10 protein-coding genes are annotated in these 15,999 nt (G+C 45.7%); 6 read left to right on the plus strand and 4 right to left on the minus strand.

Features of this window, described 5'->3' with window-relative positions; genetic code table 11:
• Position 1 precedes the first annotated feature (1 nt).
• Positions 2 to 3,277, plus strand: coding sequence for a DUF5704 domain-containing protein (locus ACN6NF_RS05135; RefSeq protein ID WP_474315747.1), 3,276 nt, complete (start codon positions 2 to 4; stop codon positions 3,275 to 3,277).
• A 99-nt stretch (positions 3,278 to 3,376) separates the two neighbouring features.
• Here the strand turns inward: ACN6NF_RS05135 and ACN6NF_RS05140 are convergent, their stop codons facing one another.
• From ACN6NF_RS05140 to ACN6NF_RS05150, 3 genes are all read right to left on the minus strand, one after another.
• Positions 3,377 to 4,381: a DUF5643 domain-containing protein gene (locus ACN6NF_RS05140; RefSeq protein WP_257126738.1), complete on the minus strand. Its 1,005-nt coding sequence runs from the start codon at positions 4,379 to 4,381 to the stop codon at positions 3,377 to 3,379.
• 62 nt (positions 4,382 to 4,443) lie between these two features.
• Positions 4,444 to 5,646 (minus strand): DUF4179 domain-containing protein, encoded by a 1,203-nt coding sequence (locus ACN6NF_RS05145; protein ID WP_474315751.1) that lies wholly within the window; start codon positions 5,644 to 5,646, stop codon positions 4,444 to 4,446.
• Positions 5,618 to 6,202 (minus strand): RNA polymerase sigma factor, encoded by a 585-nt coding sequence (locus tag ACN6NF_RS05150; RefSeq protein ID WP_474315753.1) that lies wholly within the window; start codon positions 6,200 to 6,202, stop codon positions 5,618 to 5,620. The genes ACN6NF_RS05145 and ACN6NF_RS05150 overlap by 29 nt, the downstream gene beginning before the upstream one ends.
• Positions 6,203 to 6,569: 367 nt before the next feature.
• On the opposite strand from ACN6NF_RS05150, the gene ACN6NF_RS05155 reads away from it, so the two are divergent.
• Entirely contained in the window at positions 6,570 to 9,101 is a 2,532-nt protein-coding gene (locus ACN6NF_RS05155) for a rhamnogalacturonan lyase (protein WP_474315755.1), read from the plus strand.
• Between the two features lie 334 nt (positions 9,102 to 9,435).
• On the opposite strand, the gene ACN6NF_RS05160 is transcribed toward ACN6NF_RS05155, so the two are convergent.
• Entirely contained in the window at positions 9,436 to 10,485 is a 1,050-nt protein-coding gene (locus tag ACN6NF_RS05160; protein ID WP_474315757.1) for a substrate-binding domain-containing protein, read from the minus strand.
• A 512-nt stretch (positions 10,486 to 10,997) separates the two neighbouring features.
• Here ACN6NF_RS05160 and ACN6NF_RS05165 point away from each other — a divergent pair.
• From ACN6NF_RS05165 to ACN6NF_RS05180, 4 genes are all read left to right on the plus strand, one after another.
• A complete protein-coding gene (locus ACN6NF_RS05165; protein WP_474315759.1) occupies positions 10,998 to 11,960 on the plus strand; it encodes an ABC transporter permease in 963 nt (320 codons plus the stop codon).
• A gap of 15 nt (positions 11,961 to 11,975) precedes the next feature.
• Complete coding sequence (locus ACN6NF_RS05170) at positions 11,976 to 12,857, plus strand: carbohydrate ABC transporter permease (RefSeq protein WP_013369666.1); 882 nt, start codon at positions 11,976 to 11,978, stop codon at positions 12,855 to 12,857.
• A 63-nt stretch (positions 12,858 to 12,920) separates the two neighbouring features.
• Entirely contained in the window at positions 12,921 to 14,510 is a 1,590-nt protein-coding gene (locus ACN6NF_RS05175; protein WP_474315763.1) for an ABC transporter substrate-binding protein, read from the plus strand.
• Positions 14,511 to 14,534: 24 nt separating this feature from the next.
• Complete coding sequence (locus ACN6NF_RS05180) at positions 14,535 to 15,992, plus strand: glycoside hydrolase family 32 protein (protein ID WP_474315765.1); 1,458 nt, start codon at positions 14,535 to 14,537, stop codon at positions 15,990 to 15,992.
• Positions 15,993 to 15,999: the final 7 nt, after the last annotated feature.

Below are 15,999 nucleotides of genomic sequence, written 5' to 3' on the forward strand. Positions count from 1 at the left end.
TATGAGTAATACCAAACGCATTTTAGCCGTATTTCTGGTGGGGGTACTGTTACTATTGCAGCTCCCACCTTTTTATTTCCCCACCGAGAAGGCGGCAGCCGATACGGAAATCACACCTTTGTCATATTATGCGGACAAAAATGATCGCTATTTTGTTGGCTTGATGTATTTCGACATGTGGAAGAACACAGCTGGGGAATGGGTGACTCAAAAGAAGCAGCCTGGAAAAGGAATGCAGGGGGAAGCGACCTTCACCTACAAGTTTCAGTTTCCAGGCCGTAAAATCAAGAACGTTACTGCTCGCTTATATACGATAGCTGATTATATGAGTCATGGTGACTATTTTATAAAATCTCGGTCTGATAATTATGAGGAATATGCGAGACATATGAGTAAGGGCACAAAAGATTCAGATATCCATCCCTTTCAGAAACAGGGAATCGGTTCAGACACTACTATTATCCCAATCACTGTGAATATGAAACTTGATCCGGTAGATCAGGCTCGCAACATCAAGGAAGAGAGCTGTCCTACCTGTGCCAAAGAAGTAGAGGCCTGGCGTATATACCAACCCATCCTATTCAAAATTGAACTAGAGAGCGCACTCATCGTCAAGCATTTTACAACTGATGGAAAGTCGCTTAACAACGTATTTACACCAATAGAAAATGAGCTAAAACCTGATCAATCGTATGATTTCACCCCGCCAACCAACCCGAAATATGAGTATGTGGGTTACAAGAAGAGCACGACAGGTAAACCGCCAAGCGGAGATATTTTGCCGGGAATTGTACCCGGGTTTACCTATGACGGTTCTTTTGAGCAGTTTACCGCTTACTTGTATTACAAAGAAGCTCAGGGCTGTCCTAAGGCTGGAGAAAGCCAAGAGGGAGTGCCTTCAGATTGCCAAGATCATGAACAGCCAACAAAAGGTGTTGTCTGCTCACGTCCCGTTCCAGGTTTACGCCTGGAAACCGCCGAACTGGACCCAGTAGTATCTGCAGTAATCAAAGCGGACCAGCGTGGTCGGGAACGATTTGACGTATCCAAAGGTATTCCTACCTCTGAAAGCCTGTACGGTCATGTACAAGCCAAGAGATACCTTTTTCAACATAAGTTTGTGAACATGACGGGTCAGTGTACATATACGGTGAACGTAAAACGGGAATATCGGTTGACCTGGCGGCCTAAGAAAAAATCTCGGCGGAATGAGACTGTGAAGCGAACTTATACTTACCAAATCGTCCGTCCGTACTCTTATTGGAAGATAGACAATTTGGAGGTATATGGCATCAAAGAGGCTACGCTTCGAAATTATGCGTTACCCAATGAAGCAATCACCCTGCGTCCGCAATCTTATACTCCCCCTTCTTATATTGCGGCGACCCAGGGCAACTTTTATCCGCCCCCTGCACCAGGCACAGTGGACGGAGGTAGTCGCAACAAAAACGGCGGCAGCAGCAAGCCCAGTGTGCCTGATGATCGCAGTGTACTGAAATCTAAGGCAGAGGAGGCAGTTAAGGAAATCGAAGTGGAGAACGATACTTTGACCTTTGAAAACAAGATCATTATGAATCCAGAGCGCGTCAAGGTAAATGGCCCTAAACCAGGTGTGATTCCCTCTTCCGGAGCGATTGGGGCCGATGTACTGTACAGTCCGAATCATATGATTGATAAGCATAAGATCAATAAGCCTAACACGCCCAGCAGTGGTGACATCATTTACGCTATTCTCAAAGGAAAGATCAATGGAGGTGCGGATAAAACGTTGCCGATACAGGGAGTCAATACGGTGACTGTCCACACTCCCGTAGTGAATCTGTCTAAAGTATCGGATGATGCTGCTCATAATCAGAAAACCCAACCTACGAAGGGGCGATCGGCACTTATCTTGGAGCGTCCTTTCCGGGTGACGATTTCGACAGCAGGTCCGCATTTGAATATTCCCGGCTATGGTGATCGGGAGTATGCCAAATATGTACGAACCAAGCAGGTGCGCTTTCCGTTCGATGTGTACAACAAAGGAAAGACGCATTTTTATCCGCGAGGTACCTGGATCGACATTCCGGTGCTGCAGCTGGACACAGATTTTTATTTGCCTGTATGGGTCGATGAAGGCAATTATACAGTTGAGTTCCGCACCATTTCCGAAAATGCACCGGATGGATTTACCGAACAGCGCCATGCCAATACGGATATCGCCCATCATGTTGCCAATGATGTGGTGAATATTGAGGTCATCGGACGGATGTATGATTTTCATATCACGGATATTGCAGATTACCATTGGGAGCGTGTATTTCGGCAGCAAAAAGGAAGCCCAATGCATAGCGGCCTGTCCTATTGGACAGGGCTTGGCAATATTGACGGGGAGCCCAGAGGGAACCCGGAGCCATTCACTTTGCCCGTCCGCCCCGGCAGTCACCCACTTGAAGGTTACGCAAATGTGGCGGTCAAGACAGGCTATCATTTCAAGTTTGACCTCAAAACCAAAGGCAATATGTTCAGCACCCAGGATGGAATTCGCATTACCCCTTCATTTTATTGGGTGAGCAAAGATGGGCGACAGCGGGAAGAGGTGGATTTGTATACACATGCAGGCAGCCGAAAATTTATCCGTGTAGGATCGGCAGAGGACCGGGAAAAGCGATATGTTATTTTGAATGAACGGCTACGCAATGTCCCTATGGAGGAATTGCAGGATACAGCAGCCTACCAATATCAACATGGACTGAGTGAAGCAGAGCGAAGTCAGTTAACGCTGGAACGTTATATGGCGCTGTATGTCCAGCGTATTACACGCAGCAAGACCTGGGTTGGACGCTACGACTGGCTGGTGTTGCCTGCGGCTGTGCGTACCTTGATCGGTCCAAAGACAGACCTGCCGGAGGGGGTTGATGCCGATCGTGCGAATGCGGCGATTCAGCGCTGGTATGGCGAGTATAGTCTGCCTGCTGATGTGTATGCCATCACCAAAGGGACGGATTTGCGCGAGGTCAGTCACCGTCAGGAGCTAAACGAGCATACAGATATCTTCAAGAAGACAGGCTTTATAGTGGTTCGTTTTAATTTGGAATCACTCCGTCAGGGGGACACCAAGCATCCACATTTGCAATATATCAATGGCCCGCTTTTGAACCAATGGCAACTGGAGGGATATCGCAGAGAGATAAAGGACCCATACGGACACACCTTTCATTTACAGGATGGAGATGTCGTGTTTTATCATGCAGACCAGTCCAGCCGGGATGATTTCCATTCATTTGTCCCTCATTAGTCGGGAGACATACAAATTAAGGATAACCTAAACCTATATAAAATGAACAAAACGAGCAAGCCTGCTTTCACATTCAGGCTTGCTCGTTTTGTATGGATGTTATTGTGCTGGCACGGGAATTGTCATTTCAAGTTCCTTGATGTATGTTTTATCTCCGTTTTTAAATTTGCCATCCGCTCCCTTACCTTGACCTATAATACTCCAATTAGTGGGATTGACTGTAAACGTATATGGTTTGATCGTCACAAATTTGGGTCTGCTGCCTATAGCGTTGTATAGTTCATCAATATGATATTTCGTTCTAGGCTTGCTATTTGAGAAGCCGACTTTCCGTTGCTGAAGTGTTTTCCCCTTATCATCTACGATGTCATAATACATCATGGATGGAGCGTATTTTCCTGTCTGCTTGGAAGACGCAGGTACTTCACCTTCGCTGTTCAGCACTAGACGGGTCGTATAAGAAGTAATATCCAGCTGTTTGACCGTATAACTGAATGGCCCGCTCTTTTTTGTTTTATTCGGCTTGACACTCACCACATTGCTGTCTTTTTTAACAGGAACTTTTAATTCAAAAGGTTTGCTGATTCTAGTAACCTCTACCTGGACGGTTAATTCAAATTCGTCAGGAAGTGAACCCAACTGGTTGTATTCGGCTTCTACAGCGTTCTTTTGAGATACTTTATCTCCAAACATGGAATGGCTGCTTTTCAGTTTGTTCCCGTTTATCAAAATCTCAGGAGTCTTGATATAACCCTTCTTTTGGTCTTTTTCAGAAACCATGTGCTTTTTGAGGTTTACACTAGCTTTAGGATCTACTGGAACATATGGGCTCATGACTCCCTCAGGTAAATTCTTGCCTTCACGTTCGATGGAGAAGGACAAGCGTGTGCCATCATAAAACACATCGCTAAGCTTCAGTGTAACCCCGTCCTGCGTTAGGCTCAGATTGGAAGAAGCGGCTTGCGCAGATTTCGCGTCACTAGTGGCTGCTGCAATGGGGGATATGTTTTTTGGTATGGCTGCTCCTGTTCCTATTATTGCGAAAGCCGAAGTTGTAAGTAATACCCGTTTTAGGAATGTTAATTTTAAGTTTGTTTGTTGCATTAGACACATGTTCCTTTCGTAGAAATTGGTGTTATGTGAAATTCTGTATGAATCATTTGTAATTAGTTATTCAGAGGAATCTTCATTTCGAGTTCCTTGATGTACGTTTTATCTCCTCTTTTAAGCTTTCCATCAGCTCCCTTGCCTTCACCAACAATGCTCCAATCAGCCGGCTTGACGGTCAAGGTGAATGGCTTAATCGTCACGTATTTCGTACCCGGCTTAAGAGCATCATACAGCTCATCCACATGGTATTCTGTCCTAGGCTTGCTGTGGAAATAACCGAATTGGCGCTGCTTAAGCATGTTGCCCTGATCATCTACAATGTCGTAATACATCATTGTTGGCGCATACTCTCCCGTTTGCTCCGGAGAAGCAGGCACTTCACCTTTACTGTCCAGCACCAGACGAGTCGTTGTTGAGGTGGATTTCAGCTCCTTCACGGTATAGCTGAAGTTGCCGCTGGTTTTTGTCTCATTCGGCTGGACAGTAATCATGGTGTTGTCTATTTTCACCGGAACCTTGAATTCATAGGGCTCGTCAACACCCGTCATCGAAGTTTTGATCGTCAACTCAAACTCGTCCGGTAGGGAGTTCAACTGCATGAATTCCCCTACGACTGAATTCTTTTTTTCCGGATCATCACCATACGAGTTTAGGTGAGAGTCTATTTTTTTTCCATTAATCAAGACTTCGGGGAAGTATTTAAAGTACCCCTTAAGCTGATCCTTCTCAGGCACTTTATGCTTCTTTAACCATTCCTTATCGTTACTTTCAGTTTTGACATCTGTAGGCAGATAGGGACTCACAGAGCCTTCCGGCATATTCTCGCCTTGACGTTCAATAGAGAAGGACAGGCGTGTACCGTCATACAGAACATCGCTTAATGTCAACGTAATTCCGTTATGAGTCACACTTTCATTAGGATGACTGAGAATGCCCTTATCTACAGCAGTCTGAATTTCATCCGAGCTCAATCCATAAAAAATACTGCCAATTCCGGGAATTTGCTTGAGTGTGGCCGCCATCGTGGGTGATACAAACCCGGCGCCTACCACTCCTGCCCCTAATATGCCAACTACGGATGCCGCCAGGACAGCCCGTTTTGCAAACTTTGGTTTTGTCGTCTTTCGTTGTATGGCTCTTTTTTCAATCTCCTTCATAATTTGACCACTCATACTGCCTCTGGGCATGACGGATTCATGGATCCAATCCTCCAACGGGTCCATTTCACGCTCATAAGGTGGTGTTGGATGTTTGTCCATTAACTAGTCCTCCTTTGCTTCTGTGGTCCAGCAGCTTGCGCCGAAGCCGCTCATATTTTTTGCGGATGGTTGCCGACTTCAAACCCATAATGTTGCTAATCTCCTCAAAGCTGTATTGCTCAACAGCCTTCAGTAGCAGAATATGACGCTCTTCCGGTGTAAGATAAGTCAGGAGTTCTTCAATTACGCTTTTATAAGGTGATACTTGGACGATTGGATCTTGTTCCTTGACTTGTTGAACCAGTCTGAGCCAGCGGCTGTGCTTCTTTTTGATGTTCATTAAGTGATGGTAGGCCACTTTGTATAGCCATGCCGAGAAGCTGGTTTGTCTGCTGTATTGATGAAGATTCTCATAGGCTCTGATGAAAATGTCCTGAACAGCGTCCTCTGTTGCTTCATGATTCTTCAAAATATAGAAGCAGTAGGTGTACATCTGACGCTCGAATTGCCGAATAATGATTTCATAAGCCTGCTGTTCACCAGCCTTGACGCGCTCTACGGCCAGCTCAATCTGGCTGTGTTTATCCTGTTGATCCCCGGGGATGGTTGCCTGCAAGAGCTCACCTCCTTGTATTTATGTCTATATAACAATCGCAACGGGGCGTTTTGTGACATCATTTTTGTGAAACCTTGATAGGTATGTATGTTTGATCACAGTTTGTCCATTTTATCATTTTATGATATTCGGATATTCTCACTTCAACTAACATGGTCGACTCACAAAATGGACCGTTTTAAACGGGCTAACGGGGTCATTTCAATAGAAACGGGCAACAACACGGATTTGTGTAGAGAAATACTCGGATATTTAAACGCGTTTGGAGGAACAGCAAAACTATAATAATAAGGAATTTAAATTATGTAAGCGCAATCATTTTCTGTATTTGCTTGTCATCACAATACAATTGAGGAGGACGAATTGGATGGCTCAAAGGAAAGGCGCATGGCAAAAGGGAACCTTGACCGCTGCGTTGGCAGCAATGCTGGCGATGACGGGCACGACTGGAGGAGTGGCTGCGGAAGACTTATCCGAACCCACGCTGCAGGCAGAATCAGCAATCGCAGTAGAACAAAACCGTAGTGGCAGCATTCAGCTGGAAAAGCTGGATCGCGGACTGGTAGCTGCGGCGACGCAAGAGGGTGTATTTTTAAGCTGGCGGTTATTGGCCCAGGAAGTGAATGGCTACAGTTCAACAGGGCTGACAGGAGCGGACTTTAACGTATACCGTGATGGCAAGAAAATCGCGACGGTGACGGACAGCACCAATTATCTGGATAAGGAAGGAAACGGAAATGCGGTGTACAGGGTCGCTTCAGTCGTTAAAGGGAAAGAAAAGGATCGCAGTGCCAAAGTGAAGCCATGGCAGCAGGGTTATTATGAGCTTCCTCTGCAAAAGCCTGCTGATGGCATAACACCCGCAGGTGAATCCTATACTTATTCGGCCAACGATATGAGTGTGGGGGATGTGGACGGAGATGGCCAATATGAATTTTTTGTAAAATGGGACCCATCCAACTCTAAAGATGTATCTCAGAAGGGGTATACCGGAAATACGTATGTCGATGCGTATACGTTCGAGGGCAAGCTGCTGTATCGGATTGACCTCGGTGTGAATATTCGCTCAGGTGCGCATTATACACAGATGATGGTGTATGATTTTGACGGCGATGGCAAAGCCGAGCTGATGTTCAAGACGGCTCCGGGGACCAAGACGATTACTTTTGACAAAAAGGGCAAGCCCAAAAAAGAAAAATATATTACCCTGCCCCGTGAGGATCGCAAAGCTGGAATTACACATAAAGATGATTATCGTTTGAGCCGCACGGATTATTATGAGCATGTAGTGAATATGTTTATGAACTGGACGAAGCATGAAGAAGTGGTTAAGGGGCAGTGGCCTCCTACGCTGGAGGAGTGCTTTGGAATTGCTCCAAAGTATAGCTATCCGTTATCCCGAAAGGATGCGGAAAGCCTGACGGATTACTTTATGGATGTGTATGCTCCTGCGCGGAGCGACAAAAACAAGCTGAGAGAATATGAAGGCTTCATTGTGGATGGACCGGAGTATTTGACCATTTTCAAAGGAAAAACGGGGACTGAGCTGGAGACGATTCGCTATGAGCCAGAGCGCCATGATGACGGTCTTATGTGGGGTGACTACGCTATGGCCCGGATTGAACCTGCTAACCGTGTGGACCGTTTTCTGGCAGGGGTAGCATACCTGGACGGACGTAAACCATACGCCGTATTTGCACGCGGCTATTATACGCGTTCCACCTTGGTCACTTACACATGGGATGGTCGTCATCTCCAAAAACATTGGATGGTGGACAGTGGTTGGGCACCGATGACCAATCCGTTTAATGATAGCCCGCATGGACGGGATGGAACGGACCCGAAATTCGGCACTTTGACCACACAAGGAGCGCATTCGCTGAGTGCCGCAGATGTGGATGGAGACGGCAAAGACGAAATTGTATATGGCTCCGCCACGATCGACCATGATGGCAGCCTGTTGTACAGCTCATTTGATGTTATGCCTCCTGAAAGCGCAATTCCGGGCCAAACCGCCAGATTGGGACACGGTGACACGCTGCATGTGACCGATATTGACCCTGATCGGCCAGGAAAGGAAATCTTTATGGTGCATGAAGGCGGCACCTATGCCCCTTATGGTTATTCGTTGCGGGATGCCAAAACGGGTGAAGTCATCTACGGTGGATATTCCGGTAAGGATACAGGTCGGGGGATGGTCGGTGACATAGACCCGAATCAGCGAGGACTGGAGACTTGGGCCATAGGCTTGTGGACCGCTGCGGGTAAGCAATTGGATACCAAGATGCCGGGTACCAATATGAGTATCAAATGGGCGGCTGATATGACCACACAAATCGTGAACGGGGCAATCGACGTAACCCCAACCATTGAAGATTGGAAACGAGGCACATTACTAACCGCAACAGGTACCAAAACGAACAATTATACCAAGGGAACGCCATCGTTGGTCGCTGACATTTTCGGAGATTGGCGCGAGGAAATGCTTGTCCGTACAGCGGATAGCTCGGCGATCCGTATCTATTTGAGCACCGAGCCAACAACTCATAAATTGTACACGTTGATGCATGATCCGCAGTATCGTGCGGATGTGGCGCGTCAAAATACCGGCTATAACCAGCCGTCCTACACAAGCTTTTACTTTGCATCCGATATGGATTGGGCGAACGTGCCGATTCCCAAGCTTTACACACCAAGAGCCTTGATGAATGAAGAGAGCAGTGACGAAGCGGATGAGGTAGAGGCAACGGAGGTAGATGAAAAAGAAGTCGATGAAACGAAAGTTGAAGAAACGAATATCAGTGAAACGAAAGTTGATGGGACGGAGGTAGAAGCGAAGAAAATAGACGAAGAGCCAGCAGCCCCAGTAGTTCCTGTAGTTCCAGCAGAGGATCTATAAACGATTAGCCGGAGACTAAAACTGTATCACCCCATCCATTAGTTAATAGACCTAGAAAAATGGCAAGCCTCTAAATCATCAGAGGCTTGCCATTTTGTATTCTTAAAGTTTAAGAGTATAGACAATTCTATCCATGGTTGGTGTTTCTGGTTTTTAGAACATCTCTAAAATAGCAAATTTGCTGAAAGCAGCGGAGAGAAACGGAACGATTGCGAAAAAGCGTCAGCGGTCGCCTTTGTATCCGGATTTTTACCACTAAACTATTCAATAAAATCCAGATACAACAGCGATTGGAGCAACGTTCCGTTCGCGGAGCGTCGCCAGAACCCCTCTTTTACTTTTCTATTTGTAAAGCCGGAGTTGATTCTCTAAATATCGGCTCTGTTCTGATATGCGTAATCTGATAAGGTCTGGAAGGATCTTTGACCCGCGCCAATAGCATCTCAGCCGCCGTAATCCCCATTTCATTGTTGTAGATATGCACGGTGGATAAATGAGGCTCTACAATCCGGGATTCAGGAGCGTTATCAAACCCAAACACAGCAATATCTTCAGGAATTTTCAAGTTTTTGTTTTTGAGCGCTTTCATGACACTGACGGCGATAAAGTCATTGGCGCATACGAACGCAGATGGAAGCACGCTCATGCCCTCCAATTGTTTATCCATCCAATCTGATTCGGAGAAAAAATTTCGGTCCTGATCAACGATGCAGTAAGATAAATCCACACTTTGGCCTGCTTCGATTAAAGCACGGTTATATCCAACCCACCGCTCGTTGAAGCTTTTGCAGTGCTTATAATCCCCAACAAAACCGATCCGCATAAATCCACGATCAATCAGGCTTTTGGTAACAGAATAAACGCTATGTTCATTTTCCATCAACAATAAATCCGCTTTCAAATCAGGACAAAAAATGTCCAACGAACAATCAATAAAGATTGTAGGCAGTCCCAAACTCGTAACGAGCTCACTATACTGTGGATCAAACATTTCAATACAAATGATTCCGTCAACCTTGGAGGCTTCAAAATTATTAGGCAGTGTTCCCGCTTGGGTTTCGTTTTCCCGCACAATATGAATCGACAAATTATACCCTTCTGCACTTATTCTTTTTTCCAGCCCACTGATCAGAAAGGAGCCAAAATGCGAGCTGTTCGGCAGATTGCATGTGAACAGGGCAATGTTACCTTGGTTCTTAGGGATGATACTGTCTGTTTCCACATAGGCAAATTGTTTATATTTGAGCTCGATCGCTTTTTTAATGACCTTGTTCCGAGTATCAACCGGGATGCTGTCGCTACCGTTAATCGCTTTGGATGCGGTGTTTCGGGAGATTCCCAAAGCATCAGCAATGTCTTGAATGGTGACTTTATCTTTCTTCATAGACAGGTTCCACCTTCACTTAATAAATGGATTGCCTGAGAGGTACGGTTGCCTCTGCCAGCTTTCCGTTCAAAACCTAAATTGTATCCTAAATGTATAATAGTTCGCATAAAATAGCAATGTTAACATTACAAATGAATAAATTATTTTTACATTTGTGAAGTTTGCTTAATAGACTGTATTTATCTTTATTAGATCGAAAAATGAACTGAAATTCAAATCTATATAAGCTGGATAAAAAATGATCATTGTACAAGAGAGGGGAGATTAGGGCCGTATAAGTGAAGCGGTCATTGTTAATGGGGAACTTTCATATTTGGATTATAGAGTGTGGTTATTTTATTTTTTGTTACAAAAGCTCAGAATGACAATATTATTTTGTTCAAATGTAAATAAATTATTTTACAAAAGTTGTTGACGAATGATAATTCGATTTGGTAAATTGAAGATGAAAATTGTAAGCCTTTTCAATCTTGTTATACAGACGGCTATTACAGATGGGGGGAATGCAAATGGCAAACTTGGCTAAGGCAGCTCAGAGACATGCTGCACTGGGGGAGCAAAGGTCCATTCGCAGCAAGCTAGACTATATTCGCAAAAACTATTTTCTTTACGTACTGCTGGCGCCTGCACTGATTCTTACGATTCTTTTTAAGTATGTTCCGATGTATGGGGCCATTATTGCATTCAAGGATTTTAGCCCGCTTAAAGGGATATGGGGAAGTGACTGGGTTGGACTAAAATACTTCATTAAATTTTTAGACTCGCCCAATTTTACGGATATTTTCTTCAATACGCTGAAACTGAGCTTCTATGGACTTGTACTCGGGTTTCCTGTACCGATCCTGTTGGCGATTATGCTAAATCAAATCCGCAAGGCGGGATTGAAAAAGAATATCCAGCTTGTGTTGTACGCCCCTAATTTTATTTCGGTCGTTGTCATTGTGGGAATGCTGTTTATTTTCTTGTCTCCGACAGGGCCCCTGAATCAAATCATTGCGTCGGTGACCGGCAACCCTGTGATCTTTATGACAGAGCCTGAATATTTCCGCTGGATTTATATTCTGTCTGGAATTTGGCAGGGGGCGGGGTGGTCTTCAATCATTTATGTAGCTGCGCTCGCTAATGTTGATCCCGAGCTGCATAATGCAGCAAGTCTGGACGGAGCCAACCTGCTTCAGCGCATATGGCATATTGATTTGCCGACGATTAAACCGATTATGGCGATTGTTTTTATCCTGGCAGCAGGAGGAATTATGTCGATTGGGTTTGAGAAAGCGTATCTTATGCAGACATCCATGAATTTGCCTACTTCTGAAATTATTCCTACCTACGTGTATAAAGTCGGCTTGCAATCCGGCAATTATGCCTACTCTGCGGCGGTTGGGCTGTTCAATTCGGTGATTAATGTGGTTTTGCTGCTGACCGTTAACTTTATCGTCAAGAAGCTCAATGAGGGAGAAGGGCTTTATTAGGAAAGGAGCCTCTTTATGCATGTCAAACATTCCAATCTGGACCGCTTCATCCTAGGTGTGAATTACATTGTGCTCACTTTAGCTGTTTTGATTATTGTAGTTCCCTTGGGTTATATCGTGATTGCTTCGTTTATGGACCCGACCGTTTTGTTAAGCAAAGGGCTATCCTTCCGTATTTCGGATTGGAGTGTGGAGGGATATCGGAAAATTTTGTCCAACCCGGCGATGCTCCGTGGGTTTGCCAATTCGGTGTTCTATTCTTCATGCTTTGCCTTGATCTCTGTGACGGTTTCGATTTGTGCCGGCTATGCCTTATCGGTGAACAGCCTGGTAGGGCGGAATTTCTTTATGACATTGTTTATCATCACCATGTTTTTCAGTGGAGGTCTGATTCCAACCTATTTGTTGGTCAAAAATTTAGGGATGCTGGATACCGTATGGGCTATTCTTCTTCCCGGTGCAATCAATGTGTGGGATCTGATTTTGGCGCGAACGTTCTTTAAAGGTGTGCCTAATGAATTAAAAGAGGCCGCCAACGTGGACGGAGCCTCGGACTGGACGATATTCTTCAGGATTGTCCTGCCGCTGTCCAAACCCATTATTTTTGTCATTGCGCTATATGCCTTTGTCGGTCAGTGGAATTCTTATTTTGATGCCATGATTTATCTGGATAATGCACAGCTGCATCCGCTTCAATTGGTGTTGAGATCGATCCTGATCCAAAACCAGACGATGCCCGGCATGATTAGTGATCAATTAGCAATGGCAGAACTGAAACGTCTTTCGGAAATGATCAAATATTCATCGATTGTCATCTCCAGTCTTCCACTACTTGTGATGTATCCCTTTTTCCAAAAGTATTTTGAAAAGGGCGTTATGGTCGGCTCTTTAAAATAACAGATGCCGCACACTTCATTTGCTATATGTGCTTTTTACCATTATCCGATGGAGGTCATCCAGATGAAAACAGTCAAAACTGCCTCATTTGCCGCACTGGCGGCGATCTTAGTTCTTTCCGGCTGTGGTAGCAGCAATTCCTCTAATGAAAGCGATGCAACAGATGTGAATGGAAAAGTGACACTCAACTTTTTAACCCAAAGCTCACCACTTGCTCCGGCAGATCCGAACGACAAGCTGATTAACAAACGGCTGGAAGAAAAAACGGGCATTCATATTCGTTGGAAGAACTTTACCAGTGACCAGTTTGTAGAAAAAAGGAATCTGGCCATTGCCAGCGGCGATTTGCCGGATGCAGTGTTCGACGCGGGCTACTCGGATTATGACTTGCTCAAGCTAGCCAAAGACGGTGTCATTATTCCAGTGGAGGATTTGATTGAACAGCATATGCCGAATTTTAAAAAGGTGCTGGAGCAATCGCCGGAATATAAAGCGATGTTGACTGCGCCGGATGGACATATTTATTCCTTTCCGTGGATTGAAGAATTGGGTACAGGAAAAGAAGCGATCCAGTCCGTGGATGATTTGCCGTGGATTAATGTGGAGTGGCTGAACAAGCTGGGCTTGTCCATGCCAACAACGACCGAAGAGCTGAAGCAGGTCCTAATTGCCTTTAAAACAAAGGACCCCAACGGCAACGGGCAGGCGGATGAGATTCCATTATCGTTTATAGATAAGCCCGGCGGCGAGGATTTGGCCTTTTTATACGGGTCCTTTGGGCTGGGAGAGAACTGGGATCACACAGTGGTGACGAACGATGGGAAAGTCGTATTTACAGCAGCGGATAACGGATATAAGGAAGCAGTCAAATATATTCATGATTTATACAAGGAAGGGCTGGTGGACATAGAGTCCTCCCAGCAGGATTGGAACACTTATCTGGCCAAAGGGAAGGATCACCGCTATGGTCTGTACTTTACATGGGATAAGGCCAATATTACAGGCCCAAATAAAAAATACGATCTCATGCCGCCGCTGGCTGGCCCGGATGGACATGTGAATGTCACACGAACGAATGGCATCGGCTTCGACCGCGGGCGCATGGTGATCACCAGTGCTAATAAGAAGCTGGAAGCGACCGCCAAGTGGATTGACCAGCTGTATGATCCGATCCAGTCCATACAGAACAACTGGGGAACTTACGGGGATACCAAACAGAAAAATATCTTTAAGTATGATGAGGCAAAGGGAATGTTGAAGCATCTGCCGCTGGAAGGCTCGGCTCCGGTAGAAATCAGACAAAAGACGAACATTGGCGGACCGTTAGCTGTGTTGGATGAATACTACGGAAAATACACAACGCAGCCAGAAGATGCGACATGGCGATTGGGTTTGCTCAAAAAGGTGATGGTTCCCCATATGCAAGCAGATCATAATTATCCTAAAGTATTTTTCTCTATCGATGAGCTGGATCGTTTGTCGACTATTGAAACCGATCTATTCGCCTATGTTCTCCGTAAACGTACGGAATGGTACCAGAATGGCAAGGTCGAAGAGGAGTGGCCGGAATATTTGCAGGAACTGAACAGTCTGGGATTACAGGAATGGTTGCAAATCAAACAAGCGGGCTATGACAGAAACGCAAGTAAATGATTCTTTTTGAGGGAGATGGAGTATATGAACGTGATTAGGCAAGAGAAATACCGCCCATCCTATCACTTTTCACCAAAAAGCGGATGGATGAATGATCCGAACGGAATGGTTTATTATGAAGGGCGCTATCATTTGTTTTATCAGCATCATCCATTTGGCACCACATGGGGTCCTATGCATTGGGGGCATGCCGTCAGTACTGATTTGGTGAACTGGAAGGAGCAGCCGATTGCTTTGGAACCGGATGAGCAGGGTACGATTTTTTCTGGGTCCGCTGTGGTGGATGAACAGGATACGTCCGGATTTTTTGGAGGCAAGCCGGGTTTGGTAGCTATTTTCACTCATCATCATTCGTTTCCGGACATGGATCAGACACGGCAGTACCAGAGCCTTGCGTATAGTACAGATTCAGGTGAAAGCTGGATTAAATATGCGGGCAACCCGGTACTGGAGGATGAGCATTGCGTTGATTTTCGGGACCCGAAAGTGTTTTGGCATAAGTCTACAGAGCAGTGGGTGATGGTGCTGGCCTGCGGTCAGACGATTCGAATCTATCATTCTCCGAATCTGAAGGAATGGACGTTTGCCAGTGAATTTGGACACGGTATTGGTAGTCATGATGCGGTGTGGGAGTGCCCGGATTTATTTCCGCTATATATTGATGAGAAGCGCGAACAGGTGAAGTGGGTCATGCTTGTAAGTATTGGTGATGTTCCAGAGATTCGGGAAGGGTCCAGAACACAGTATTTTACAGGTGAATTTGATGGGACGACATTTGTGGCAGATGCGGAAAGTGAAAAAGTCCGCTGGCTCGATTATGGCAGAGATAACTACGCAGGTGTATGCTGGTCGAATATTCCGGCAGAGGACGGACGACGCCTGTTTATGGGCTGGATGAGCAACTGGAGATATGCCAATCAGACACCGACGGAACGCTGGAGAGGTGCCATGTCCATTCCGCGAGAACTCGCGCTGGAAACGAGAAAGGGCACAGTTATACTTATTCAGCGCCCTGTTCGGGAACTGGAGCGATTAAGAACTCCTGTCCTGTCACTCACAGAGCCATCTTGGGAGGAGGTGCGGAACGCATTGTCTGCCTTGCAACTGGATTGCTATGAACTTGTGGCTGAATTTGCAACCACCGGGGACTTTGGCTTTAAGGTGCGGGTATCGGATGAACAAGAAACACTCGTCGGTTACACTTCCGCCACGCAGGAGGTATACGTGGACCGGACACGGTCAGGTCGCTCGGATTTTCATGAAGACTTTGCAGGCAAACATGGAGCCTCATTAACAGTCTTACCGGATCGCATGGACATCCGTATCTATGTAGATCGCTCGTCGATCGAAGCGTTTTTCGATCGTGGACAGGTAGCCATTACCGATTTAATATTTCCTGATGCAGAAGCCAAGGGTCTTGAAATATGCTCAGCGGAAGAGCAGGTAACTTTATTTTCACTGGAGCTTTATGCGCTGAAATGAGATTTTC

The organism is Paenibacillus sp. TSM33, from assembly GCF_056099025.1.

Excerpts from the sequence above, each read along its gene's own strand:
- ACN6NF_RS05135 (WP_474315747.1), top strand. The coding sequence starts at position 2 with ATGAGTAATACCAAACGCATTTTAGCCGTATTTCTGGTGGGGGTACTG.
- ACN6NF_RS05140 (WP_257126738.1), bottom strand. The coding sequence starts at position 4,381 with ATGCAACAAACAAACTTAAAATTAACATTCCTAAAACGGGTATTACTT.
- ACN6NF_RS05145 (WP_474315751.1), bottom strand. The coding sequence starts at position 5,646 with ATGGACAAACATCCAACACCACCTTATGAGCGTGAAATGGACCCGTTG.
- ACN6NF_RS05155 (WP_474315755.1), top strand. The coding sequence starts at position 6,570 with ATGGCTCAAAGGAAAGGCGCATGGCAAAAGGGAACCTTGACCGCTGCG.
- ACN6NF_RS05160 (WP_474315757.1), bottom strand. The coding sequence starts at position 10,485 with ATGAAGAAAGATAAAGTCACCATTCAAGACATTGCTGATGCTTTGGGA.
- ACN6NF_RS05165 (WP_474315759.1), top strand. The coding sequence starts at position 10,998 with ATGGCAAACTTGGCTAAGGCAGCTCAGAGACATGCTGCACTGGGGGAG.
- ACN6NF_RS05170 (WP_013369666.1), top strand. The coding sequence starts at position 11,976 with ATGCATGTCAAACATTCCAATCTGGACCGCTTCATCCTAGGTGTGAAT.
- ACN6NF_RS05175 (WP_474315763.1), top strand. The coding sequence starts at position 12,921 with ATGAAAACAGTCAAAACTGCCTCATTTGCCGCACTGGCGGCGATCTTA.
- ACN6NF_RS05180 (WP_474315765.1), top strand. The coding sequence starts at position 14,535 with ATGAACGTGATTAGGCAAGAGAAATACCGCCCATCCTATCACTTTTCA.